Below are 24,766 nucleotides of genomic sequence, written 5' to 3'. Positions count from 1 at the left end.
TGCCGGCCCGGCCGAGGCGCGCACCGCCGGGCGCGCCGCACTCTCCCGCGCGCTGGCCGCCTGCGAGGAGGACCGTCTGGCGGCAGAGGCACGGCAGGCGGCGCTGGCGGCGGAGGCCACCGACCCGGCGCTGGCGGCGGCGGCGGTGGCGCGCGGCGAGAAGGCGCTCGGCAACCTGCGCGAGGAGGCCGGCCGGCTCGCCACCGAGATCGCCAAGCTGCGCGGCCGGCTGGAGCGGGCCGCGGCCGAGGGGCTGGCGGAACGGGTTGCGGCGCTCGAGGGGCGGGTCGCCGCGGCGCGCGGCCGGCGCGACCGGGTGCAGGCCGAATGCATGGCGCTGGCGCGGCTGAAATCGGCGCTCGAGGCGGCCGGGGCGGCGGCCAGGGCGCGCTATTTCGCGCCGCTGGAGCGCGAGCTCGAGCCGCTGCTGGAGCTGGTCTATGGCGGCGCGGCGCTCGAGTTCGGCGCCGAGAGCCTGGCCCCGGTGGGCATGGTCCGCGGCGGCCAGCGCGAGCCGCTCGGCCGGCTCTCCGGCGGCACCCGCGAGCAGATCGCGATCCTGACGCGGCTGGCCTTCGCGCGGCTGCTGGCCCGCGGCGGCACGGCGCCGCCGGTGATCCTCGACGATGCGCTGATCTTCTCGGACGACGACCGGATCGAGGCGATGTTCACGGTGCTGGCGGCGCAGATGGAGGCGCTGCAGATCATCGTCTTCACCTGCCGCCAGCGCGCCTTCGCCGGGCTTGGCGGCAACCTGCTGCGGCTCGAGCCCTGGACCCCGGCGGAGGTCTAGGGGCCGGGCGCGGCGATGGCACGCGCCCGGACGCCGCCGCCCGGCTCAGTTGCCGATGCGGGCCTCCTCGACCGGATAGCCGAGACCGCCCTGGAAGCCGTAATTGCCCTGGTGACAGGCGCTGCAGGCGGAGATCACCTCCACCGCCATCGGCGTGCCGTTGGCCGCGACCATCATGTAGTACCAGTCGTCGGTCTCGGGCGAGGTGCCGGCCTCGACCTTCTGCATCAGGAACAGCGGGCCGGCCCTGGCCTTGCCGTCGTCGTCCACCGAGAACGATTCCTTGGCGATCACGGTGCCCGCGGGGATCGCCGGATCCTCGGCGTATTTCATGTATTCCGCCGCGCCGGCCCCGTTGACCCAGGTGACCAGAAAGCGCCCGGCATGGAAGCCCGGCGCGGCGGGGAAGGCGCTCGCCTTGGTCCAGCCGCGATAGTCGTTGACGAAGGCCTCCGGGATCCAGCGCTTGCCCTTCTTCCGATAGCCGGCATGCATGGCGTCGGCGAGGCAGTCATAGACCGCCCCGGCCTCCGCCCCGTCGAGCTCGTCGCCCGGCTTGCCGGCCTCGCAGGCGGCCTCCGCCGCGCCGGCGGCGAGCACCAGGCCGGCGGCGAGCGCGGCGCGTTTCAGAAACTCAGTCATCCCCGTGGTCTCCCTTGCGTCTTCTTTTCGGCGCCGCACCCCGGCGGCGCCCCCCGAGGCTTGCCGCTTCGGCGCCGTCTCGCAAGTCAATCTCCCGCACGGCGGCGTGATGGCGCGGCGCCGGCCGGGGCCCCGCGGGCGGGCGCGATCCAATTCCGGGTCGGGCGCTGGTAGAGGCTGTAGATCGTGCCGCGGCGTGATAGCATTGCGGCGCTGCGGGCCGGAGCGGCCGGACCCGCGGCGGCGTTGTGTGCGGCCGAAAGCCGCCAGTTGGGGAGGGGTGTCGATGGCCAAGCGGAGCCGGGCGGGCAAGCGGAGCCGTGGGCGGCGCGGTGTGGTGCTGGGCGTGTCGGGGCTGGTCGGCCTCGGCGGGCTGGTCGGCGATCTGCCGCCGGCGCTGGCAGGGCCTGCCGGCGGGCAGGTGACCCAGGGCGCGGCGAGCATCGCGCGCCAGGGCGCCACCACGGTCATCACCCAGAGCACGCAGCGCACGGCGCTCTCCTGGGACAGCTTCGACATCCAGCGCGGCGAGGCGGTGCAGTTCCGCCAGCCCTCGACCTCGGCGATCGCGCTCAACACCATCACCGGGCCGAAGCCCACGGCGATCCAGGGCAGCCTCACCGCCAACGGCCAGGTCTGGATCCAGAATCCCAACGGCGTGCTGTTCGGCCGCGACGCCACGGTGAATGTCGGCGGGCTGCTGGCGACCACGGCGCGGATCGAGGAGAGCGACTTCGCCGCCGCCGAGGGCCGGTTCCGCGGCGGGCAGGGCGCGGTGCTGAACCAGGGCGCGATCACCGCGGGCGAGGGCGGCGTGGTGCTGGTCGCGCCGGTGGTGGAGAACCACGGCAGCATCGAGACCGCGGGCGGCGACGTGGCGATCGCCGCGGCCACCGGCTTCGCGGTGGATTTCGAGGGCGACGGGCTCCTGCAGGTGGTGGTCGACCCGGCCGAGGCGGCGGCGCTGCGGCTGGTCAACGAGGGCACCATCCGCGCCGGCGGCGGCGCGGTGCGCCTGACCGCGGCGCAGGCCGAGGGCGTGCGCGACAGCCTGGTCTCGGTCGGCGGCATCGTCGAGGCCACCGGCATCGCCGAGATCAATGGCGAGATCGTCATCACCGGCGGCGTGGCGACCGAGCTCGCCGGCGAGGTCACCGCGCCCGGCGGCGCGATCCGGGTGAACGGCGAGACCGTGGCGCTCGGACAGACCGCGCGGCTCGACGTCTCAGCGCCCGCCGGCGGCGGCCGCATCGAGATCGGCCCGCGGCCCTCGGCGGCGGCGGAGGCGAGCCCGCTGCCGCCGGTGCGGATCGACGTCGCCCGCGGTGCCGTGCTGGCGGCGGATGCCACCGCCGACGGCGATGGCGGGCGGATCGAGTTCTGGTCGACCGGGGCGACCGCCTTCTACGGCCATGCCTCCGCGGCGGCCCGCGGCACCGGCGATGGCGGCTTCATCGACATCTCCTCGGCCGGCGCCCTGGGCTTCGACGGCACGGCGGACCTCTCGGCCTTCGACGGCGTGCAGGGGCTGCTGCTGTTCGACCCGGCGACGATCACCGTCGGCACGCCCGCTGCCGACGACACCGAGCTCGATCTCGACGTGCCGCTCGGCCAGGCCGAGGGCGTCATCGCCGGGGCCGACCGCGCGGGCGAGGCGCTGACCATCTCCCCCGCCGCCATCGAGGCGGTCGCCGGCGACGTGTCGCTGGACGCGGTGGACAGCATCGACTTCAACGAGGCGCTGTCGATCGACGGCAAGATGCTGACCGCCGAGGCGGGCCGGATCACGATCGCCGCGGACATCACCCTCGCCAATGGCGGCGTCTTCGACCTCACCAGCATCTCGGAGGAGGTGCAGATCAGCGGCGCCGGCTCGATCTCCGGCAGCGGCAATGTCGATATCGGCGGGCTCGGCGCCGAGGTGTTCGGCCCGATCACCCTCACCGCCGGCGACATCACCATCAACTCGAACTTCATCACGATCATCGACACGATCTCCACGTCGTCCGGCAACATCTCCCTCACCTCGACCAACGAGATCGACCTGCGCGGCGCGCTCAGCACCAGCGCCGGCACCATCGATGCCACGGCCTCCGCCGGCTTCTTCATTGCCAGTTCCGCCGGCACCATCGACGCCTCGGGAGACATCACGCTCGCCGCCGACAGCAACGAGCTTCTGCTCGACGGCATGGTCACCTCCTCCGGCGGCGCGGTGGACATCTCGGCGCTCGACCTGATCGAGATCGCCGGCGGGCTGTCGGCCGACGGGCTGGTGACGCTGGATGCGAACGACATCCAGGTCGTCAGCGCCGCGAGCGCCGGCGGCGGCTTCGACATCGACGGCTTCAGCTCGGTCTATATCGCGCGCTACGAGGCGGAGAACGAAGACGGCGACAACGCCCAGCCCGGCGCCGGCTCGCTCGACGCGACGGGCGGCGACATCGCCATCGACACCGGCTCCGCCGGCCTCGTCGCGCTGGTCGGCGACACCACCGCCGGGGCGGGCGACATCACCGTCAACGCCGAGAGCATCTTCGTCGAATCCACCGCGCTGATCGAGGCCGAGAGCGTCGCGCTGCTGGCCACCGACCGCTTCGTGCAGGTCGAGGCGGCGGGCTCGGATTCCAACCTCACCATCGTCACCACCGGCACCGGCGCGGGCGACACGCTGCATATCGAGGGCGACGACATCGACATCCATGGCAGCCTGACCAGCGCCACGGACATCCGGATCGACGGGCCCGGCGCCGCCGAGGCGACCTCGGTCGAGATCCGCGGGTTCACCGGCGTGGTGCCGCTGGCGGAGAGCTTCTTCCTCGGCGAAGGCGAGATCACCTTCACCATGGAGCAGGCCGCCATCGTCGGCCCCGGCACGCTCAATGCCGACACCGCGCTGACCATCGCCGCCGACACGGTGACCATCGACCGCGCCGCGGTGGTGGCCGACAGCGCCGACATCTCGGGCACCAGCGGCGTCACCATCACCGGGCCGGACGGCAGCGGGCCGGGCGGGCAGTTCTTCGTCAACGCGGTGGCGAGCATCGGCTCCTCCGGCGGCGCGGTCGACATCACCGGGCCGGACGCGGTGGCCGACGCCATCGATGTCGGCACGCTCGACATCGACGCGGTGGATTCCACGCTGACCGGCGAGATCTCCGCCGCCACCGCGCTTGATGCCGATCTCACCGGCACCCTCACCTTCGCCGACGGCATCCACGAATACGGCCTCGTTGAGGTGGACGCCGACACCGTCATCTTCGAGGGCGCCAGCGGCAGCGTCACCATCGAGGTCGCGGGCGACGCGATCTTCCTGGCCGACACCATCGACGGCGCCGTGGCCGACGACGATCTGACCTTCGATATCGGCGGCCTGCTCTCCTTCGAGACCGCCGGGGACGACGGCACCACCTCGATCATCTTCGCCGAGGGCGAGATCGGCACGGTGGGCACGATCTCGATCACCGCCGACAGCCTCGAGCTGGACGCCGGCATCGGCACCGTCACCGCCAATCCCGCCTCGGTGACGCTGGTCAATTCGCTGTTCATCGGCGCCGGCACGCTCGCGATCAACGATACCGCCGCGCTCGGCCGGGTCGCGCCCTCGCTGCTCGCCGCGGCGAGCGACACGGTGGACGGCGGCGTCGAGATCGACGCCAGCAATCTCGACATCGACGACCCGGTCACGATCGTCGGCGACCTCGTGCTGACGGGCGGCGACGTGGACATCTTCGGCAATCTCAGCGTCGGCGGCGCGTTCGGCGCGGATGCCGACAGCGTCTCGATCGCGTCGGCGCTGTTCGAGGCCGCGGCGGTGGACATCGTCGCCTCGGGCAGCGTGTCGCTGGAAATGGACGAGAGCACGATCCTCGGCGATGTCGAGATCGACAGCCTCGGCAGCGTCTCGATCTCGGCCCTCGACCTCGCGATCTCGGGCGACCTGCTGATCGAGGCCGACACCTTCTCGGCCTCCGGCCCGGAGAGCGACATCATCCTCTCGGTCGGCGGCAATCTCGAGATCTCGGAGAGCTCGGACGGCAGCGGCGTCTATGTCGACTTCTACCAGTTCACCGGCGAGATCCTGCTCGATGTCGATGGCGACGTGATCATCGATGCCGGCCCGCGCGAGGTCTATTTCGACGTCTCGACCGATGCGCCCGGCATCGGCGGCATCGTCTCGATCACCTCGGGGGACTTCATCAGGGTCGAGGATCTCGACGGCGCGGTCGGTCCCCTGCTGATCGCCGGCAACCCGGATGCGAGCGGCGACGGGCTGATCCTCGACGCCCCCTCGATCAGCATCGAGGTGCCCGTCGAGCTGGCCAGCGGCACCGCGCGGATCAGCTCGAGCGGCGAGATCAACATCGGCGAGTTCGAGTATTCCGGCCTCGAGATCGTCGGCATCGTCGGCGGGCTCACGGTCACCTCCGGCGACATCGTCATCTCCGCCACCAGCTCCGTCGCGCTGTTCGGCGACACCATCGCCGAGGACGGCCTGCTCGACATCTCCTCGGACGGCGACCTCTTCTTCGAGAGCACCGCCGAGATCCGCGGCACCAGCGTGATGATCGCCGCGCTCGGCGAGGTCAACCAGGCGCAGGTGATCGACGGTCTGCACTTCGGCGAGGAACAGCCCGATACGATCATCGCCGAGGATGGCAACCTCACGGTCGAGGGCTTCAGCGTATACGTCTATGGCAGCCTCGTCGCCGACGACACCATCACGCTCACCGCCACCGGGGAGATGGGCGAGGTCTTCATCGGCAGCCAGCCGGCCGGCCCGGTGCCGGGCAACCCGGATATCGAGCAGATCGGCGCGGGGCCTGCGGGCACCGTCACCGCCGGCGGCGGGCTCACCGCCTCGGGCGACACGGTCACCATCGAGAGCGATCTCGACATCGGCACGCTGATCGACCTCGACGGCATCGACGTGGTGCTGGCGTCCGACAGCCTCTCCGCCGGCTCGATCGACGTCCTGGCGAGCAACGAGGCCGATGTCGACGCCGATACCTTCACCGTCTCGGGCGATGTCGGCGTGGCCGGCGATGCCGCGGTGATGTTCGATGCCGAGATGGGCGGCGCCGTGGCGATCGACGGCGATCTCACGCTCGTCTCGTCCGGCGGCACGGTCTCGCTGACCACCTCCGAGGCCCATACGGTGGGCGGCAACATCGATATCGCGGCCGATGGCGACGTCACGGTGGACGGCAGCAGCACGCTCTCCACCGACATGAGCTTCCTGGCCAACAGCGACGGCACCGGCGGCACGGTCACGATCTCCACCGATGTGACGGCGGCCGATTTCATCTCGGTCAACCAGACGGGCGAGCACAACGGCACGAGCACCGAGGTGGTGATCGACGGCGCGGCGCTGGACGGCAACCTCATCGTGCTGCGCGCCTCCGATCTGGTGTCGCTGGAGAACGGCGCCGCACTCACCGCCGCCGACGTGAACATGGTGGCGGACGAACCGGTCTTCTCGATCTTCCTGCGCGCGGCGGATTTCGCGGTCGACAGCGATACCGCGTTCTCGGGCGACATCGTGTTCTTCTCGATGACCGGCGGCGGCTCCTTCGGCGGGGTCGGCGGCACGCTCAGCGATGCCGAGTTCCAGACCGTCGCGGCGACGGTGCCGGAGATCACTGTCTTCGCCACCGGGCCGCTCACCGTGCTCGACCTGCAGCCCACCACCCTCGACGTGCCGGTGGCGCTGACCGATCTCACCATCGACGCCACCGACACCATCACGGTGACCGGCGAGATCGAGGGCGAGGCCGAGCTGACCGGCCAGCGCTATGCGCTGCATTTCGGCGACGGCGATCCGACCTTCGAGATCCCCGGCATCGAGATCGACAATGGCCGGCTCGGCGCGAATGACGGCGCCGAGCTGCCGTTCTCCGAGCTGACCTTCGACGTCGCCGGCGACGTGATCTTCACCAGCACGGTGGAGGACGGCTCGGCCATCCTCGCCGCCGACTCGATGATCATCGACATCGACGGCGACTTCCTGATGCCGAACACCGAGGGCACCGATCCGAGCCCGCTGGTCGACGGCATGGGCGGCGCCGGCGCGGTGCTCGGCGCGCTGCGCATCGACGACGTGCAGGCGCTGGAGATCTACGGCACGATCAACGGCGAGGCCAATGCCGATGCCGCGCTCGAGGTCGAGGAAGGCCCCGGCTTCTCCTTCTCGGCGATCCAGCAGGTCAACGACTGCCCGCTGACCAGCGCCACCTGCAGCTTCGGCCCGATCCTGCTCGACGGCAACATCATGACCGGGGAGGACATGACCTCGGCCCCGCTGGACGTCAGCGACCTGCTCGAGGAAGCCGGCTCCGGCGCGGTGATGATCACCAATATCGACGGCACCGCCATCGCCGTCGGCGGCCGCGTGCCGGGGCCGGAGGGCGGCACCTTCCGCCTGCTCGCCGACGGCAGGCTGGTGTTCGCGCCGGGGTCCGACTTCCAGGCCCTGCCGGCGGGCGGTTCGCAGACCTTCACGGTGCCCGTCACGGTCACCGATGGCAGCGGCGAGTCCTCCACCGCGACCCTCACGGTCCGCGTCACCGGCGCCAACGACGCGCCCGAGGCGATGGACGTGGCGCTCGTCACCGACGAGGACATGGCCTCCGGCAGCCTGAGCCCGGAGGATGTCGGCTCCGACATCGACATGGACGAGATCGCCATCACCAGCATCGACGGCATGGCGGTGGGCGCGGGGGTCACCGTGCCGCTGGCCGGCGGCGGCGCGCTGGTGATCGACGCCGACGGCAACATCTCCTTCGATCCGGCGGGCGGCTTCGAGGCGCTGGCCCCGGGCGACAGCGTGCCGATCAGCGTGGCGCTCGGCATCGAGGACAGCTCCGGCGCAGCGGCAGAGGCGACGCTGAGCATCACCGTGACCGGGGTCAACGACGCGCCGACCGGCATGGGCGCGGCGATCGAGACCCCGGCGGACATGGTCTCCGACGGGGTCTCCGCCACCGGGCTCTTCATGGACCCGGAGATGCAGGCGCTGATGCTCGCCGCGATCGACGGCATGGATGTCGGCCCCGGCGACGTGATCCCGGTCGAGGGCGGCGGCGTGATCCGGGTCAGCGGCAACGGTACGCTGGTCTTCGACCCGGCCGGCGCCTTCGACGACCTGGCCGAGGGTGCGCAGCGCGTGGTGACGGTGAACCTCACCGTGGCCGACAGCGCCAGCGGCGCCGGCACCGTGCCGCTCACCATCACCGTCACCGGTGTCGGCGAGGGCATGATGGGGCCGGTGCTGGTGGATGGCAGCCTCGAGACCACCGAGGACATGGCCTCGGGCTCGCTCTCGCCGGATACGTTCGCCTCCGACCCGGAGAGCGGCGGGCTGACCGTGACCGCGATCAACGGCTCGGTGCCGGGCGACGGCGTGGCCGGGATCGGCGGCGGCACGCTCTTCGTCGATGCCGACGGCAATCTCGTCTTCGATCCGGGCGACGATTTCCAGGGGCTGATGGAGGGCGCGACCGATACCGTGACCTTCACCCTGACCCTGGCCGATGCCGAGGGGCTGTCGAGCACCACCAGGCTCACCGTGTTCGTCGGCGGGCTCAACGACACCCCCGCCGGCATGGGCGCGATGATCGCCACCACCGAGAACGCGGTCTCCGAGGGGCTCGCCCCCACGGCGATCGGCACCGATCCCGACATGGACATGCTCGCCTTCACCGCCATCGCGGGGATGGGCATCGAGGGGCCGGTGGCGCTGGAGGGCGGCGGCGTGGTCTTCGTCGACGCCTCGGGCAACCTCGTGTTCGACCCGGCCGGCAGCTTCAGCGATCTCGCCCCGGGCGAGACCCGCAGCGTGTCGGTCGAGGTCACGGTGGCCGACCCCTTCGCCGGCACCGCCAGCGGGCTGGTGGAGATCACCGTCACCGGCGAGGGGCTCACCGCCGGCATGGGCGAGATCGTCACCGACGAGGACATGGCCTCGGCCGGGCTCGATCCGGCCGCGCTGGTGGCGGATCCGGGCACGGGCATGATCTCGGTGCTGGAGATCGACGGCATGGCGGTGAACGGCGGGGTGATGCTCGAGGGCGGGCTGCTCTTCGTCGATGCCAACGGCGATCTGGTCTTCGACCCGGAGGCCGGCTTCCAGGATCTCGGCGACGGGCAGAGCCGCAGCTTCTCGGTCGATGTCACGCTCTCCGACGGCTCGGGCAGCACCGTGACGGCGCCGCTCACCGTCACCGTTACCGGCCTCAACGACGCGCCGAAGCCGGTCGATCCGGGCGACGGCTCGCCGCCGGGCACGATCAATATCTCGACCCCCGAGGACGACCCGACGCCCTCGCTGATGCCGGACGACCTGGTGGTGGACCCGGAGATGGACATGATCTCCATCGTCGCGGTCAACCAGCAGCCGGTGATGAACGGCGAGTCCGTGGCGATCCCCGGCGGCGGCACCCTCACGCTCGACAGCGCCGGCAACCTCGTGTTCGACCCGGGCAGCGATTTCGACAGTCTCGGCACCAACGAGACCGTGGCGATCCCGGTCTCGCTGACGCTGGCCGACAGCTCCGGCGCCGAGACCATGGCGGAGCTGGTGATCACCGTGATCGGCGTCAACGACGGGCCGATGGTCGGTCTCGGCACGCTGGTCACCGACGAGGACACCGCGACACCGGGCTTCAGCGGCACCGATATCGGCTCGGATCCCGAGATGGACCCGATCTTCGTGCTGCGGATCAACGGCGAGCCGGTGATGGCGGGCGACGTGATCCAGCTGGCCGACGGCGGTACCGTGCGGGTGGCCGAGGACGGCTCGCTGATCTTCGACCCGGCCGGGGACTTCCAGAGCCTCGGCCCGAACCAGGAGGGCACCAGCGGCATCATCGTCACCATCGCCGATCCGGAGGGCGCCGAGGCCAGCGGCGAGATCGTCTTCCGCGTCACCGGCGAGAACGATGCGCCGGACGCGATGGACGACATGCCGACCGGCGCGGTTGCCGACAGCCCGCTCACCATCCCGGTGCTGGCCAATGACAGCGACCCGGAGAACGACGGGCTGTTCATCTTCGGCGTCAACGGCACCGCGATCGATTTCGGCACCTTCGTCGCGCTCGGCGAGACCAGCGGGGTCGAGCTCGGCGGCGACGGCACGGCGCTGATCTTCCTGCCGGGCACCGATTTCGCCAACCTCTTCGTCGGCGAGAGCGCGACGGTCAGCTTCGGCTACCAGGTGAGCGACGGCGTCGGCGGGCTGTCGAGCGCGACGGTGAGCTTCGAGGTGGCCGGCACGCAGCCGTTCACCGGCTCGGCGCTGGTGCCGGGGCCGAACCTTCTTGCCCCCGAACTGGCGGATATCGACGTCATGGAAGACGGCGTGCTGACGCCGGATCCGGAAGTCCAGTTCGGCTATTTCAGCGGCCTCGGTTTCCTCGCGCCCGCGCTCGACGAGGAGGAGCCGGTGACCAACCGCGCCAATGACGAGGACTGGCCGCGCTGACCGGAGCGGAGCAGGGGGCGCGCCGCCTGCCCGGGCGCCGCGCCCGGCTCAGGCCGGGCCGCGCACGCCGGCCCCACCCACCCCGGCAACCGCTGCGCCGGGCGGCGGCGTCACGCTCCCCCACCGCCGGCGCGCGCGGCCCGGGCGGCCACCGGTGCGGGCGGTGCCGGCCGGTTCGCGGGCTCAGGCCAGGCTGTGGCCCGCGGCGCGCCAGGCGGCGATCGCCTCCGCGGCCCGGTCGGCCTTCACGAGGATGATGTCGGTATCGTAGGTCGAGACGGCGAACAGGCTGACCCCTGCCGCCGCCAGCGGTTCGGACAGCCGCGCCATCACCCCGGTCAGCGCGAAATCGAGCGGTCCGGCCACCGCGAAGGCGGCCCAGCCGGTCTCCACCGCGGTCAGGCCGGCGCCCGCCAGCCCGGCGACCAGCGGCTCCGGCGCTAGGATCGAGAGCTCCTCGCGCGTGCGGGTGACCGAGACCAGCGCGCCGGCCGGCGCGGCGAAGATCTCCGGCGGCACCGGGCAGGACGGGTCGGCGCGGGCGATGGCATGGAGCCCCTCCAGCCGGTCGAGCCGGATCGCGGGTTTCGTGCCGGAGCCCCCGGTATCCTGCGCTGCGGTCATGGCTTGCCTCCCGTCGTCGCGGCCTCGGCCAAAGCCTGCCCGCTCCGCCCGGCCTTGCCAAGCGCCGGGGGAAGTTTCGCCATGCCGGCAGCGGCGCGGGAGCCTGCGGCGCGCGGCCGGTTTTCGGGGTTGCGCGCTTTCTGGTTTATGGTATACCACGAACAACACCAGAGTCGTGCAAGGCTTGGAGAGCCGCTTGTCCAACACCCTTCAGCTCACCCCCGTCGACGGGGCATTCAGCCTCAAGGAGCATATCTACGGCGTGCTCAAGGCGTCGATCGTCGATCTCGACATCTACGATCCGAATGTCAACCTGCGGCTGGACGAGCGGGGGCTCGCCGAGCAGCTCGGCATCTCGCGCACCCCGATCCGCGAGGCGATCATGCGACTCGAGCAGGAGGGCTTCGTCACCACGCTGCCGCGGCGCGGGGTCTATATCAAGCGCAAGAATCTCGAGGAGATCCTCGAGATGGTGGTGGTCTGGGCGGCGCTCGAGAGCATGGCGGCGCGGCTCGCCTGCGTCGAGGCCACGGACGAGGAGATCGCCCGCCTGCGCGCCATCGGCACCCGCTACACCACCGAGAAGGCGAAGGCGAAGATCTCGGAATATTCCGAGGCGAACATCGAGTTCCACCTCTGCATCCTGCAGATCTCGAAATGCCGGATGCTCGAGGAGATGGCCGAGCGGCTGTTCACCCATCTGAAGGCGGTGCGCCGGCGCGCGCTGACCGACGAGACCCGCGCCGACCGCTCGGTGGTGGACCATACCGAGATCATCGAGGCGATCGAGGCGCGCGATGCGGACCGTGCCGGGCGGCTGGTGCGCGACCACACCATGCGCCTGCACAACTACATCCGCCGCACCTGGATCCACATCGCCGGCGAGGCCGAGGCGGAGGCTGCCACGGCGTCTTCGGCGGCTGCCCGAAACGGCAGCGACAGCGCCGCACACTGACGCCGCACACTGACCGGGCCCCCGGATTGCGGGGTGCCGTTCGACCGAATTCAACGATAACAACCTGGGAGAGGAAAAGCATGTCAGCATCTGCGCAAAGCATCGATGCCCCGGTCGGTGACACCGCCCCGGAGGCGCTGACCGACGGTTTCCACCTGCTGATCGACGCGCTGAAGCTGAACGGTGTGGAGACGATCTACAACGTCCCCGGCATTCCGATCACCGATCTCGGCCGTTATGCGCAGGGCGAGGGCATCCGCGTGCTGTCGTTCCGCCACGAGCAGAGCGCCGGCTATGCCGCCGCCGCCGCCGGCTTCCTGACGAAGAAGCCCGGCATCTGCATGACCGTCTCGGCGCCGGGCTTCCTTAACGGCCTCACCGCGCTGGCCCATGCCACCACCAACTGCTGGCCGATGATCCTGATCTCCGGCTCCTCGGAGCGCGAGATCGTCGATCTGCAGCAGGGCGACTACGAGGAGATGGACCAGCTCGCCATCGCCCGCCCCCATGCCAAGGCGGCCTACCGGATCCTGCATGCCGAGGATATCGGCATCGGTGTCGCGCGCGCGATCCGCTCGGCGGTCTCGGGCCGTCCCGGCGGGGTCTATCTCGACATCCCCGGCGCGCTGCTCGGCCAGACCATGGATGCGCTGGAGGGCGCAAAGTCGCTGGTGAAGGTGGTCGATCCGGCGCCGGCGCATTTCCCGGGGCCGGACGCGGTGGCGCGCGCGGTGGATGTGCTGAAGGGCGCGAAGAAGCCGCTGATCATCCTCGGCAAGGGCGCCGCCTATGCCCAGGCCGACGACACGGTGAAGCGGCTCGTCGAGACCCTCGGCTTCCCCTATCTGCCGATGTCGATGGCCAAGGGCCTGCTGCCGGACAATCACCCGCAATGCGCCTCGGCGGCGCGCTCGCTGGTGCTGAAGGAGGCCGACACGGTCTTCCTGATCGGCGCGCGGCTCAACTGGCTGCTCGGCCACGGCAAGGGCAGGCAGTGGGGCACCGAGCCGAAGAACTTCGTGCAGATCGACATCGAGCCGAAGGAGATGGACAGCAACCAGGGCATCGCGGCGCCGCTGGTGGGCGATATCGAGAGCTGCTGCACGGCGCTGCTCGATGCCATCGGCGACGGCTGGCAGAAGCCCTCGGAGGACTGGACCGGCGCGGTGCGCGCCAAGGTCGAGACCAATGTCGGCAAGATGGCCTCGCGGCTGCACAACAACTCCAACCCGATGGACTACCACGCCGCGCTCGGCGTGCTGAAGCAGGCGATCGCCGACCGCCCGGACGCGGTGCTGGTGAACGAGGGCGCCAACGCGCTCGACCTCACCCGCTCGGTGGTCGACATCGCCAAGCCGCGCAAGCGCCTCGATGTCGGCACCTGGGGCATCATGGGCATCGGCATGGGCAGCGCGGTGGCCGCCGCGGTCGAGACCGGCTGCCCGGTGCTCGCGGTGGAGGGCGACAGCGCCTTCGGCTTCTGCGGCATGGAGATCGAGACGATCTGCCGCTACAAGCTGCCGGTCACCATCGTCATCATGAACAACAACGGCATCTATCGCGGCGACGACGTGAACCGCTCCGGCGGCTCCGACCCGGCGACCACGGTCTTCGTGCCGGATGCGCGCTACGACATGATGATGCAGGCCTTCGGCGGCAAGGGCGTGCACGTGACCACGCCGGACGAGCTGGCCCGCGCCGTGGCCGAGGCCATGGACAGCGGCACGCCGACCCTGATCAACGCGGTGATCGACCCCAAGGCGGGCAAGGAGAGCGGCAATATCGGCAGCCTCAACCCGACCTCCGTCGTCGCCGAGATGCGCGCCAAGGCCAAGGCGGCCGCGGCCGAGTGAACAACCAGACAACCTCGAACCACCGGAGGAAACGATGAAAGCCCTCGACGGCGTCCGCATTCTCGACTTCACCCACGTGCAGTCGGGCCCGACCTGCACCCAGCTCCTCGCCTGGTTCGGCGCCGACGTCATCAAGGTCGAGCGCCCCGGCGTCGGCGACGCGACCCGCAAGCAGCTGGTCGACGTGCCGGGGGCCGACAGCCTCTATTTCACGATGCTGAACCACAACAAGCGCTCGATCACGCTCAACACCAAGACCAAGGAGGGCAAGGAGGTCCTCGAGCGCCTGGTGAAGTCCTGCGACGTGCTGGTGGAGAACTTCGCCCCCGGCGCGCTCGACCGGATGGGCTTCGGCTGGGAGCGGATCCAGGAACTCAATCCGCGGATGATCATGGCCTCGGTCAAGGGCTTCGGCCCGGGCAAGTACGAGGACTGCAAGGTCTACGAGAACGTCGCGCAATGCGCCGGCGGCTCGGCCTCGACGACCGGCTTCCTCGACGGCCCGCCGGTGGTGACCGGCGCGCAGATCGGCGACAGCGGCACCGGGCTGCATCTGGCGCTCGGCATCGTCGCCGCGCTGTTCCAGCGGGAGAAGTCGGGCCGCGGCCAGAAGGTGCTGGCTCCGATGCAGGACGGCGTGCTCAACCTCTGCCGCGTCAAGCTGCGCGACCAGCAGCGCCTCGCCGCCGGGCCGCTCAAGGAGTACAGCCAGTATGGCGAGGGCATCCCCTTCGGCGAGGCGACCCCGCGTGCCGGCAACGACAGCGGCGGCGGCCAGCCGGGGCGGATCCTCAAGTGCAAGGGCTGGGAGAGCGACCCCAACGCCTACACCTATTTCATCACCCAGGCGGCGGCCTGGGAGAAGGTCTGCGACGTCATCGGCGAGCCGGAGTGGAAGACCAAGCCGGGCTACGCGACGCCGCCGGAGCGCCTCGACAAGCTCAACGAGATCTTCGAGCGCATCGAGCAGTGGACCATGACCAAGACCAAGTTCGAGGTGATGGACATCTGCAACCCGCTCGACATCCCGGTCGGCCCGATCCTCTCGATGAAGGAGATCATGGAGGACGAGGGGCTGCAGGCGACCGGGACCATCGTGAAGGTCGATCATCCGGAGCGGGGCGCCTACTACACCGTCGGCTGCCCGATCAAGATGTCCGACAGCCCGGTGGAGGTGGAGCGCAGCCCGCTGCTCGGCGAGCACACCGAGGAGATCCTGCGCGACGTGCTGGGCTACACCGAGGAGGAGCTGCAGGCGGTGGCCGGCTCCGGCGCCATCGGCGACCTGCCGCGGGCCGCGGAGTGATCGAGGGCGGGTCCGCGGGGCATCGAGCCCCGCGGACCCGCCGCCGGCTGCGCCGGCGGGCGCCCGGTGGCGGGCGTCGGCGCGGGGCAGGCGACAGGACAGGGGCAAGGAACGGATGAAGGCCGAGGACCGCCAGTATGTTGATCTGAGCGCCAGCCAGTGGCGCGCCGTGATCGAGCGGATCCGCGGGAGCCAGGCCGCATCGGCTCCCGCCGTGCTCTTCGTGCTGCGCTGTTGGGCAAACAGCCAGATGGTCGCTGCAGGACAGATTGCGGCCTTTGCCGGTGCGGTGGAGCAGGGATCGCAGGCAAACCAGCGCGGTGCCGGGCTGATCGGCCAGATCACGAACCACGTTGTCGCCGTGCTGGGCGCGGACAGCCCCGTGCCGAATCCCGGACCCTACATCTGGAACCCTGCCGCCGCTGCCTGGTCCACCGGATATTTCAATGCGCAGGCGCTGCGCGGTTGCGCGGCGCTTCTTGATGAGACCGGACCGGCGGAAACGTCGCCGGACCGAGACGTACACCAACGATAATGTCCGACGCGAAACCTAAGGGGGGACAGATGCGATTGATCGTGATGGGCCAGCAGGCCTTCGGCAAGGATGCGCTGGCGAAGATCCTGGAGGCGGGCAAGGACGAGGTCGTCGCCGTCTACTGCGCCCCGGACAAGGAGGGCAAGCCGGTCGACCCGCTCAAGGAGTTCGCCCTCGAGCAGGGGCTGCCGGTCTTTCAGCCGGCGAACTTCAAGGACGAGGCGGTGCTCGAGCAGCTGCGCGCCCATGACGCCGACCTGATGGTGATGGCCTATGTCATCATCTTCGTGCCGGAGGCGGCGCGGGACATCCCCAAGCTCGGCTCGATCTGCTTCCACCCCTCGATCCTGCCGCTGCATCGCGGCCCGAGCGCGGTGAACTGGCCGATCATCTGGGGCTCGACCAAGTCCGGCTTCAGCTGGTTCTACCCCACCGACGGGCTCGACGAGGGCGATCTGCTGCTGACCTGGGAATGCGAGATCGGACCGGACGACACGGTGATCGACCTCTATTTCAAGAAGATCTATCCCGCCGGCGTCGACAGCGTGCTGGAGGTCTGCGACCTGTTCCGCTCGGGCAACCCGCCGCGCATGCCGCAGGACGAGTCCAAGGCCACCTACGAGAGCTGGTGCCGCAAGAAGGACGCCGAGATCAACTGGCAGAAGCCGGCGGCCGAGGTCTACAACCTGATCCGCGGCACCAACCCGGCGCCCGGCGCCTGGACCACGTGGAACGGCGAGCAGGTGCAGATCTACGACTCGCGCCGGGCCGAGGGCGAGGGCTCTCCGGGCGAGGTCGTCTCCGTGTCCGAAGATGGCGTAACCGTGCAGGCTGCCGGCGGACGCATTCTCGTAAAACGTGTCCGCCCGCAAGGTGCGGGCAAGATCCAGGCTGCGGAATGGGCAGCCCAGGCCGGCATCGCGGCCGGCGCCAAGCTCGGCGCGTGACAGGCAAGAGGGAACACGACCATGTCGGACATCGAAATCGCCCGCAAGGCTAACAAGAAACCCATCCAGGAAATCGGCGCCAAGCTCGGTATCCCGTCGCAGCACCTGCTGCCCTTCGGCCATGACAAGGCGAAGGTCTCGGCCGAGTACATCAAGTCGGTCAGCGGCAACAAGGACGGCAACCTGATCCTGGTGACGGCGATCAACCCGACGCCGGCCGGCGAGGGCAAGACCACCACCACGGTCGGCCTCGGCGACGGGCTCAACCATATCGGCAAGAAGGCCGCGATCTGCATCCGCGAGGCCTCGCTGGGCCCGAACTTCGGCATGAAGGGCGGGGCCGCCGGCGGCGGCTATGCGCAGGTGGTGCCGATGGAGGACATGAACCTCCACTTCACCGGCGATTTCCACGCGATCACCTCGGCGCACAACCTGCTCTCGGCGATGATCGACAACCACATCTACTGGGGCAACGAGCTCGGCATCGACCAGCGCCGCATCGCCTGGCGCCGCGTGCTCGACATGAACGACCGGGCGCTGCGCCAGATCACCACCTCGCTCGGCGGCGTCTCCAACGGCTTCCCGGCCGAGGCCGGCTTCGACATCACCGTGGCCTCCGAGGTCATGGCGATCCTCTGCCTGGCCAGCAATCTCGAGGACCTGCAGCGCCGGCTCGGCGACATGATCGTGGCCTATCGCCGCGACCGCTCGCCGGTCTACTGCCGCGACATCAAGGCCGACGGCGCGATGACCGTGCTGCTGCAGCAGGCGATGCAGCCGAACCTCGTGCAGACGCTCGAGAACAACCCGGCCTTCGTGCATGGCGGGCCGTTCGCCAACATCGCCCATGGCTGCAACTCGGTGGTCGCCACCACCACGGCGCTGAAGGTCGCGGACTATGTCGTGACCGAGGCCGGTTTCGGCGCGGATCTCGGCGCCGAGAAGTTCTTCGACATCAAGTGCCGCAAGGCGGGTCTCTCGCCGAAGGCCGTGGTGATCGTCGCCACCGCCCGGGCGATGAAGATGAACGGCGGCGTGGCCAAGGCCGATCTTGGCGCCGAGAACGTCGAGGCGATCAAGAAGGGCTGCGCCAACCTCGGCCGGCACATCGAGAACGTGAAGAAGTTCGGCGTGCCGCTGATCGTTGGCATCAACCACTTCGTCAAGGACACCGATGCCGAGCTCGAGGCGATCCGGGAATACTGCACCGCGATGGGCGTCGAGGCCGTGGTCAACAAGCACTGGGCCGAGGGCGGCAAGGGCATCGCCGAGATGGCGCAGAAGGTGGTCGACATGATCGAGGCCGGCGGCGCGGCCTACAAGCCGCTCTATCCGGACGAGATGCCGCTGGCCGAGAAGATCGAGACGATCGCCAAGGAGATCTACCGTGCCGACGGTGTCTCGATGGACAAGAAGATCCGCGACCAGCTGAAGGCCTGGGAGGATGCCGGCTATGGCAACCTGCCGGTCTGCATGGCCAAGACGCAGTACAGCTTCACCACCGACCCGAACTGGCGCGGCGCCCCGACCGGCTTCGAGCTGCCGGTGCGCGAGGTGCGGCTCTCGGCCGGCGCGGGCTTCGTGGTGGCGATCTGCGGCGAGATCATGACCATGCCGGGCCTGCCGCGGGTGCCCTCTGCCGAGAACATCCGGATCAACGACGAGGGGCATATCGAGGGGCTCTTCTGAGCCGGCGCGGCCTCCGGGCCGCATGAGAGACGAGGGGGCGGGCAACGTATCCGCCCCCCGACCAACCAGAACACGACGCCTGGGGAGGGCGCCTCATGACCATGAACCGACTGCTCGTTCCAGTGCGCGGCGACGGCAAGGGCGAGGCCGTGCTCGGCCATGCGCTGGCGGTTGCCCGGCGCTTCAACAGCCATATCGAGGTGGTGCACTGCCGCGCGCGGCCGCAGGACATGCTGCCCTTCGGCGTGGTGATGCCGCGGGCGCTGCGCAGGCAGATCGAGGATGGCGCCAAGAGCCTGGCCGACCAGGAGGAGGCGCATCTGCACAAGATGCTGTCCGACACGCTGGCGCGCGAGGGCGTCCACGAGGTGCCGCGCGGCGAGATTCCGCCCGACGACCGGCCCTCGGTGACCTGGTACGAGGAGGACGGCAAGCAGATCGACGTGATCAAGCGCCATGGCCGGCTGGCCGACCTGATCGCCGTGGCCAAGCCCGATCGCGAGCTCGGCATCGGCGTCAACTCGCTGCACGCCGCACTCTTCGCCAGCGGGCGGCCGGTGCTGCTGTGCCCGCCGGAGGGGCCGCCGCCGGCGCTCGGCAGCCGCATCGCCATCGCCTGGAACGGCGCGCTCGAGGCGGCCCGGGCGCTGGCGCTCAGCATCGGGCTGATCGACCGTGCGGAGGGTGTGGTGGTGCTCGACGGCGGCGCCGGCGAGAGCGGTGCCGATGGCAGCGCGCTGATGACCTATCTCGCGCAGCGCGGGGTCAGTGCGGAGCGCCGCCAGCTCGCGGCCGGCAGCCATCCCGGGCGGGCGATTCTCGCCGCCGCGAAGGAGGCCGGCGCCGACACCCTGCTGATGGGTGCCTATGGCCACAGTCGCGAGATGGAAGCAATGTTGGGCGGAGCCACGCAAGAAGTGGTAGACGAGACTCGCATGCCTGTCGTGTTTGCGCACTGATTTGCTGTTTTGGTTGCGCTGAAGGTAAAAGAATTGTGCATTGAGACGTGTTTTTGGTTGATTCCTGCGGGTGTACTTGTAGGGTCAGGTATGTGGTATACCACGGGCCGGAGGTGCCGAGGGAGCTGAGATCCGGAGGATCGCCGGAAACATACGACCCGGGGAATCGGGCAAGGACGACGTCCAACTGCTGCCGGCAAGGGCGGCACAGGAAAACAAAGGGAGGCAAACAATGACACTTTCACGTCGGCTGATCATGGCGGCTTCGGCTGCAGCGATCGGGATCGCCGGGCTTGTCAGCTCGGCACAGGCGGCCTGGCAGCCGCGCAAGCCGGTCGAGTTCATCATCATGGCGGGCAAGGGCGGCGGCGCCGACCAGATCGCCCGCCTGCTGCAGGGCCTGATCCAGGAACAGGGCCTCTCGCCGCGTCCCTTCATCCCGCTCAACAAGCCGGGCGGCTCGGGTGCCGAGGCGCTGCAGTACCTCAAGTCGAAAGAGGGCGACAACCACACGGTGATGGTGACGCTGAACAGCTTCTACACCACGCCGCTGATCCAGGAAGGCCTCGGGATCGACATCACCGAGTTCACGCCGATCGGCCTGATGGCGATCGACACCTTCCTGCTCTGGGTCAACTCCGAGAGCGACATCACCGATCTCGAGGGCTATGTCTCGGCCGTGAAGGCCGCGGGCAAGGAATGGAAGGTCGGCGGCACCGGCTCCGGCCAGGAGGACTCGATCCTCACGGCCATGATGGAGGCCGAGTTCGACTATGACGTCACCTACATCCCCTTCCCGGGTGGCGGCACCGTGGCCAAGAACCTGATCGGCAAGCACATCGACTCGACCGTGAACAACCCGGCCGAGCAGATGGAGTTCTTCCGCGCCGGCAAGTCGCGCCCGATCGTGCAGTTCACCGAGGAGCGGCTCGACGCCTTCGCCGACGTGCCGACCGCGCGTGAGCTGGGCCATGACATCGTCTACTTCATGCAGCGTTCGGTGAACGGCCCGCCGGGCATGGATCCCGAGGCGGTCGCCTGGTACCAGAACGTCTTCAAGACGCTCTTCGAGTCCGAGAAGTGGCAGGACTTCTGCATCTCCGACGGCCTGACCTGCGCCGAGTGGGTTGGCGGCGACGATCTCGCGGCCTTCCATGCCAAGCAGCTCGCAGCCCACAAGAAGCTGATCGACGCCGTTGGCGCCGCAGCGATCACCGGCGAGTAATCGCGCCGGTTCGATCCAAGCCCGGGGGGCGCCGCGCCGCGCCCTCCGGCACTGAAGACGAAGTTCCAGAACGTGCAACCGGCCCAGCCCTCGCTTGCGGGGGAACGGGGAAGCTGCGCCCATCGAGGACGCCCCTGAAGGCGCCCCATGCGGGAGAGAGACGATGAGTATACGCACAGCCGAACTGCTCATGGCGGTCGTGATGCTGGCCGCCTCCATCGGGATCATGATCAAGAGTTCCGAACTGAACATCGGCTGGATTCCGGGACGCGGCCCCGGCGCCGGCGCCTGGCCCTTCTGGCTCGCAGGGGGCATGGCGCTCTCCTGCGTCTGGACGCTGGTGCGCTGGTTCCTCGGCGTCACCGCAGAATCCCGCAACCTCGACCAGTACATCCCGCGGGAGACGGTGTTCATCGTCTTCATCACCCTCGGATCGCTGGTCTTCCTGCTGCTCGCTACCAGCTTCATCGGGATGTATTTCGCGCTGATGCTGTTCCTGCTGTTCTACATCGTCTTCGTGGGGCGACACAGCTGGTTCATCGGGCTGAGCTTCATGGTCGGCGTTCCGGTCTTCATCTTCTGCCTGTTCGAATGGGCGCTGACCACCTCGCTGCCGAAGGGGATCGACGCGCTCGAGCCGCTCTACTACCCGCTCTACGACATCATCTACTCGCCTTCGGGCTGGCAGATCGGCGCCGCGATCCTGGCCTGGATCTATGGCGCGATCGCCATCGGCGCGCTGGCCGACCGGGAGGGCCGCAACAGCGTGCTCACCCTGCTGATCGGCTTCGTCGCCACCCCCATCGCGGGCGGCATCTATCACTTCGCCATGGCGCCCAAGCCCTCTGGCGGCGCGGACGGCGCCTGAGCCGCGTCCGGAACAAGGGAGCAGTCGCGCAATGATCGACACCATCCTCATGCCTCTGGGCGCCGGCCTTCTGCAGGCCTTCGAGCCGCTCAACCTCCTGATGATCTTCCTCGGCTGCCTGGCCGGGCTCTTCGTCGGCGCGCTGCCGGGCCTCGGCTCGGTGAACGGCGTCGCGATCCTGCTGCCGGTGACCTTCCTGGTGCCGCCGACGGCAGCGATCATCTTCCTCGCCGCGCTCTACTACGGCGCCATGTATGGCGGCGCGGTGAGCTCGATCACCCTCGGCATCCCGGGCGCATCGACAGCCGTGGCCACGGTGTTCGACGGCCGGCCGCTGGCGCAGCAGGGCCATGCCGACAGGGCGATGATGGCCGCCGCCGTCGCCTCCTTCATCGGCGGCACCATCTCGGTCGTGCTGTTCACCTTCTTCGCCCCGCCGCTTGCGATCTTCGCGCTGAAGTTCGGCCCGCCGGAGGAATTCGCGCTGATGGTGCTGGCCTTCGCCACCTTCATCGGCCTCGGCGGCGACGACATACCGAAGACGATCTTCTCGATCCTCGTCGGGCTGGTGCTGGCGGCGATCGGGCTCGACATCATCTCCGGCCAGCCGCGGCTGATCTTCTTCGACATCCCCGGCTTCCTGCACGGCATCAACTTCCTGGTGCTCGCCATCGGCATCTACGGCATCGGCGAGATGCTCTGGACGCTGGAGCATACCCAGGGGAAGGTCGAGCTGCACAAGGTCAACACCTCCTGGGCGAAGTTCAAGGAGAACCTCGGCTACATCAAGAGCTACTTCGGCTCGACGATCCTCGGCTCGGTGCTGGGCTTCTTCGTCGGCACCCTGCCGGCTGCGGGCGCGACACCGGCCTCGCTGATGTCCTATGGCCTCGCCAAGACCTTCTCGAAGAACCCGGACAGCTTCGGCAAGGGCAATGTCTCGGGCGTCGCGGCGCCGGAGGCGGCCAACAACGCGGCCTCCACCGGCTCGATGCTGCCGATGATCACGCTCGGCATCCCGGGCAGCCCGACCACCGCGATCCTGCTCGGCGGCATGATCATCTGGGGCCTGCGCCCGGGGCCGCTGCTGTTCCAGGAGCATCCGGACTTCGTCTGGGGCCTGATCGGCTCGATGTACATCGCCAACCTGGTGACCCTGGTGCTCAACCTGGCGCTGATCCCGGTCTTCGCCCGGGTGCTGGCCCTGCCCTTCACGCTGCTGGCGCCGATCATCTTCACGCTCTGCGTGGTGGGCGGCTATGCGCCGACCAACGACATGCACGACGTCTGGCTGATGCTGCTGTTCGGCGTTGCCGGCTACCTGCTGCGCAAGCTCAACTACCCGGTGGCCCCGGCGGTTCTGGCGATCGTTCTCGGCCCGCTCGCCGAGCGCTCGCTGCGCCAGTCGCTGATCGGCAGCCAGGGCGATGCGACGGTCTTCTTCGAGCGGCCGATCTCGCTGATCTGCATCCTGATCGCGATCGCGCTGGTCGCCTATCCCTTCGTCAACAAGATGCTGGCGAAGAAGAACGGAGACTGACCCCGGGCCCGGGCGCCCTGCCTGACCATCGCCCCGAAACGACTGACGGCCCGCAGCAATGCGGGCCGTTGTTCTTTGCGGTGCGATCCCGATCGCTCCTACTCCGGCCGAGCCCTCCGCCAAACCCACCACCGCGCGTAGAGCCTGCCCGGGCGCATGATCCTGCCCGCCTGGATCACATCCGCAGGAAGAGATGCCGGTCGCGCATCCGGCCGCGGCGAAGAGGTCCGCGCTCCGGTCGGTGGCTGGCCACAGGCCGTCGGAATGCGCCCGGAGATCCCCGAACCTGGGAAACGCGGTCCCGATTGGGCTGACGTCGGGGTTCCCCGGCGGAAAAGGGAGGCGTTCCTCACCAGCAGCCGCGCATTTCGTGCAGGTCCACCGCCCCTGTGCCCGGAAATGGTACCCTTCGCGGCGATATCACCGGTGCAGGTGTGTCAGAGCCCGAGCACGGCGCTGGCAAGGAGCCGCCGGCCGCGCCCGCCGCGCCGCGCGATCCGCGCATGCCGGCACGAGGGAAGAACGGGGCGGAGCCGATGCTGCTGCGGGGCGAGGATCTCGAGCTGGTCTCTCGGGCGCTGGGCGTGACCGCGGTTGATCCGAGTGCCGGGCGCGGGGATTTCCTGCCTCGTGGCGTGGCCCCGCTGATGAGCAGTTCGGAGGACGGTCGCGACCGCGAGTTGCGCTCTGGGCGGGGGAAAGGCGGCAACCCGGCCATGACGAAGGCGCTGCTCAAGCGAAGATCGACCGGTTGGAGAGCGGTGCCCCCTTCAGGCGGTACGGGGCCGAGGCGATGGGACGGACGGTCCCCCGCGTCGCGGAGCGCGCCCGCGGTCTGGGGCGGGTGTGCCGGAGGTGGCGTCGGCGCGGGGCAACGGTCTTCCACCAGCACTGTGATGCCAATGGGCCGGAGGCGCCCCGGTGACGGTCCGCACCGAGGAGGCGCTGGCTGAAGATGTGCTGGCAGGTGGGCTCCGGGCGCCGCTGGCCAAGGGCGGCTTCATGGCGAAGGCTGCAGCGAGGTCCGGGCCCGGCCGCGCGCCGGCCCGCGCTGCGTGCCCAAGGGGCGCGCTAGCCCGCGCTCCCGGTGCACCATCGTCCCGGCAGCCCGTGGCCGCAGGACTCTCGGCGGAGCGGGCGGACGAGATGTGCGGCGCCGATCGCACGAGCGCGGCGACTGGCGCGGGTGCCGGCTCGATTGCCGCCGATCTCTGCCCCGTAGAGGGTCTAGGTAGCAAGGCGAATCCGAAATCGGACCGCATGAGGCGTTCGTGGCGATCGGCAGGTCCTGCGCCGGATCTTCGGTGCGGTCGGGCGCTGCTGGCCGCGAGCCCCTTTCACGGTGAAGGCTA

14 protein-coding genes are annotated in these 24,766 nt (G+C 69.6%); 12 read left to right on the top strand and 2 right to left on the bottom strand.

Features of this window, described 5'->3' with window-relative positions:
• Positions 1-793: ATP-binding protein (locus QSJ97_RS22450; RefSeq protein ID WP_434220952.1), on the top strand; the 793-nt coding region annotated here is incomplete at its 5' end.
• Positions 794-838: 45 nt separating this feature from the next.
• Here QSJ97_RS22450 and QSJ97_RS22445 read toward each other — a convergent pair.
• On the bottom strand, positions 839-1,435 hold the full coding sequence (locus QSJ97_RS22445) for a recombinase (RefSeq protein ID WP_285674594.1): 597 nt from the start codon (positions 1,433-1,435) through the stop codon (positions 839-841).
• Positions 1,436-1,721: 286 nt separating this feature from the next.
• Here QSJ97_RS22445 and QSJ97_RS22440 point away from each other — a divergent pair, with 286 nt between their 5' ends.
• The gene (locus tag QSJ97_RS22440) at positions 1,722-10,913 is read left to right on the top strand and encodes an Ig-like domain-containing protein (protein WP_285674593.1); all 9,192 of its coding nucleotides are present in this window, start codon (positions 1,722-1,724) and stop codon (positions 10,911-10,913) included.
• Between the two features lie 183 nt (positions 10,914-11,096).
• Here QSJ97_RS22440 and QSJ97_RS22435 read toward each other — a convergent pair whose 3' ends face one another.
• Complete coding sequence (locus tag QSJ97_RS22435) at positions 11,097-11,537, bottom strand: ACT domain-containing protein (protein ID WP_285674591.1); 441 nt, start codon at positions 11,535-11,537, stop codon at positions 11,097-11,099.
• Between the two features lie 196 nt (positions 11,538-11,733).
• Between QSJ97_RS22435 and QSJ97_RS22430 the strand changes: the two genes are divergently transcribed.
• The 10 genes from QSJ97_RS22430 to QSJ97_RS22385 all read left to right on the top strand — a co-directional run bounded on the left by QSJ97_RS22430 (position 11,734) and on the right by QSJ97_RS22385 (position 23,414).
• On the top strand, positions 11,734-12,492 hold the full coding sequence (locus QSJ97_RS22430; protein ID WP_285674590.1) for a GntR family transcriptional regulator: 759 nt from the start codon (positions 11,734-11,736) through the stop codon (positions 12,490-12,492).
• 80 nt (positions 12,493-12,572) lie between these two features.
• Complete coding sequence (gene oxc / locus QSJ97_RS22425) at positions 12,573-14,345, top strand: oxalyl-CoA decarboxylase (RefSeq protein WP_285674588.1); 1,773 nt, start codon at positions 12,573-12,575, stop codon at positions 14,343-14,345.
• 34 nt (positions 14,346-14,379) lie between these two features.
• Entirely contained in the window at positions 14,380-15,651 is a 1,272-nt protein-coding gene (gene frc / locus QSJ97_RS22420; RefSeq protein WP_285674587.1) for a formyl-CoA transferase, read from the top strand.
• 115 nt (positions 15,652-15,766) lie between these two features.
• Positions 15,767-16,186, top strand: coding sequence for a hypothetical protein (locus tag QSJ97_RS22415; RefSeq protein ID WP_285674585.1), 420 nt, complete (start codon positions 15,767-15,769; stop codon positions 16,184-16,186).
• A 29-nt stretch (positions 16,187-16,215) separates the two neighbouring features.
• Complete coding sequence (locus QSJ97_RS22410; RefSeq protein WP_285674584.1) at positions 16,216-17,133, top strand: methionyl-tRNA formyltransferase; 918 nt, start codon at positions 16,216-16,218, stop codon at positions 17,131-17,133.
• A 21-nt stretch (positions 17,134-17,154) separates the two neighbouring features.
• The gene (locus tag QSJ97_RS22405; protein ID WP_285674583.1) at positions 17,155-18,822 is read left to right on the top strand and encodes a formate--tetrahydrofolate ligase; all 1,668 of its coding nucleotides are present in this window, start codon (positions 17,155-17,157) and stop codon (positions 18,820-18,822) included.
• Between the two features lie 95 nt (positions 18,823-18,917).
• On the top strand, positions 18,918-19,781 hold the full coding sequence (locus QSJ97_RS22400) for a universal stress protein (protein WP_285674582.1): 864 nt from the start codon (positions 18,918-18,920) through the stop codon (positions 19,779-19,781).
• A 232-nt stretch (positions 19,782-20,013) separates the two neighbouring features.
• On the top strand, positions 20,014-21,006 hold the full coding sequence (locus QSJ97_RS22395) for a Bug family tripartite tricarboxylate transporter substrate binding protein (protein ID WP_285674581.1): 993 nt from the start codon (positions 20,014-20,016) through the stop codon (positions 21,004-21,006).
• Positions 21,007-21,169: 163 nt separating this feature from the next.
• Positions 21,170-21,874: a tripartite tricarboxylate transporter TctB family protein gene (locus QSJ97_RS22390; protein WP_285674579.1), complete on the top strand. Its 705-nt coding sequence runs from the start codon at positions 21,170-21,172 to the stop codon at positions 21,872-21,874.
• A gap of 31 nt (positions 21,875-21,905) precedes the next feature.
• Positions 21,906-23,414 carry a tripartite tricarboxylate transporter permease gene (locus tag QSJ97_RS22385; protein ID WP_285674578.1) on the top strand — a complete coding sequence of 503 codons (1,509 nt, stop codon included), beginning with the start codon at positions 21,906-21,908 and terminating at the stop codon, positions 23,412-23,414.
• Positions 23,415-24,766 lie beyond the last annotated feature (1,352 nt).

The sequence above is a fragment of the Paralimibaculum aggregatum genome, assembly GCF_030270585.1.
In the GTDB taxonomy this organism is placed as follows: Bacteria; Pseudomonadota; Alphaproteobacteria; order Rhodobacterales; family Rhodobacteraceae; genus Thermohalobaculum; species Thermohalobaculum aggregatum.
Note: the sequence above shows the minus strand (reverse complement) of the source record. Positions and strands in the feature narration are given on the sequence as shown.

Excerpts from the sequence above, each read along its gene's own strand:
- QSJ97_RS22395 (WP_285674581.1), top strand. The coding sequence starts at position 20,014 with ATGACACTTTCACGTCGGCTGATCATGGCGGCTTCGGCTGCAGCGATC.
- QSJ97_RS22390 (WP_285674579.1), top strand. The coding sequence starts at position 21,170 with ATGAGTATACGCACAGCCGAACTGCTCATGGCGGTCGTGATGCTGGCC.
- QSJ97_RS22435 (WP_285674591.1), bottom strand. The coding sequence starts at position 11,537 with ATGACCGCAGCGCAGGATACCGGGGGCTCCGGCACGAAACCCGCGATC.
- QSJ97_RS22440 (WP_285674593.1), top strand. The coding sequence starts at position 1,722 with ATGGCCAAGCGGAGCCGGGCGGGCAAGCGGAGCCGTGGGCGGCGCGGT.
- QSJ97_RS22410 (WP_285674584.1), top strand. The coding sequence starts at position 16,216 with ATGCGATTGATCGTGATGGGCCAGCAGGCCTTCGGCAAGGATGCGCTG.
- QSJ97_RS22400 (WP_285674582.1), top strand. The coding sequence starts at position 18,918 with ATGACCATGAACCGACTGCTCGTTCCAGTGCGCGGCGACGGCAAGGGC.
- QSJ97_RS22405 (WP_285674583.1), top strand. The coding sequence starts at position 17,155 with ATGTCGGACATCGAAATCGCCCGCAAGGCTAACAAGAAACCCATCCAG.
- frc (WP_285674587.1), top strand. The coding sequence starts at position 14,380 with ATGAAAGCCCTCGACGGCGTCCGCATTCTCGACTTCACCCACGTGCAG.
- oxc (WP_285674588.1), top strand. The coding sequence starts at position 12,573 with ATGTCAGCATCTGCGCAAAGCATCGATGCCCCGGTCGGTGACACCGCC.
- QSJ97_RS22385 (WP_285674578.1), top strand. The coding sequence starts at position 21,906 with ATGATCGACACCATCCTCATGCCTCTGGGCGCCGGCCTTCTGCAGGCC.
- QSJ97_RS22445 (WP_285674594.1), bottom strand. The coding sequence starts at position 1,435 with ATGACTGAGTTTCTGAAACGCGCCGCGCTCGCCGCCGGCCTGGTGCTC.
- QSJ97_RS22415 (WP_285674585.1), top strand. The coding sequence starts at position 15,767 with ATGAAGGCCGAGGACCGCCAGTATGTTGATCTGAGCGCCAGCCAGTGG.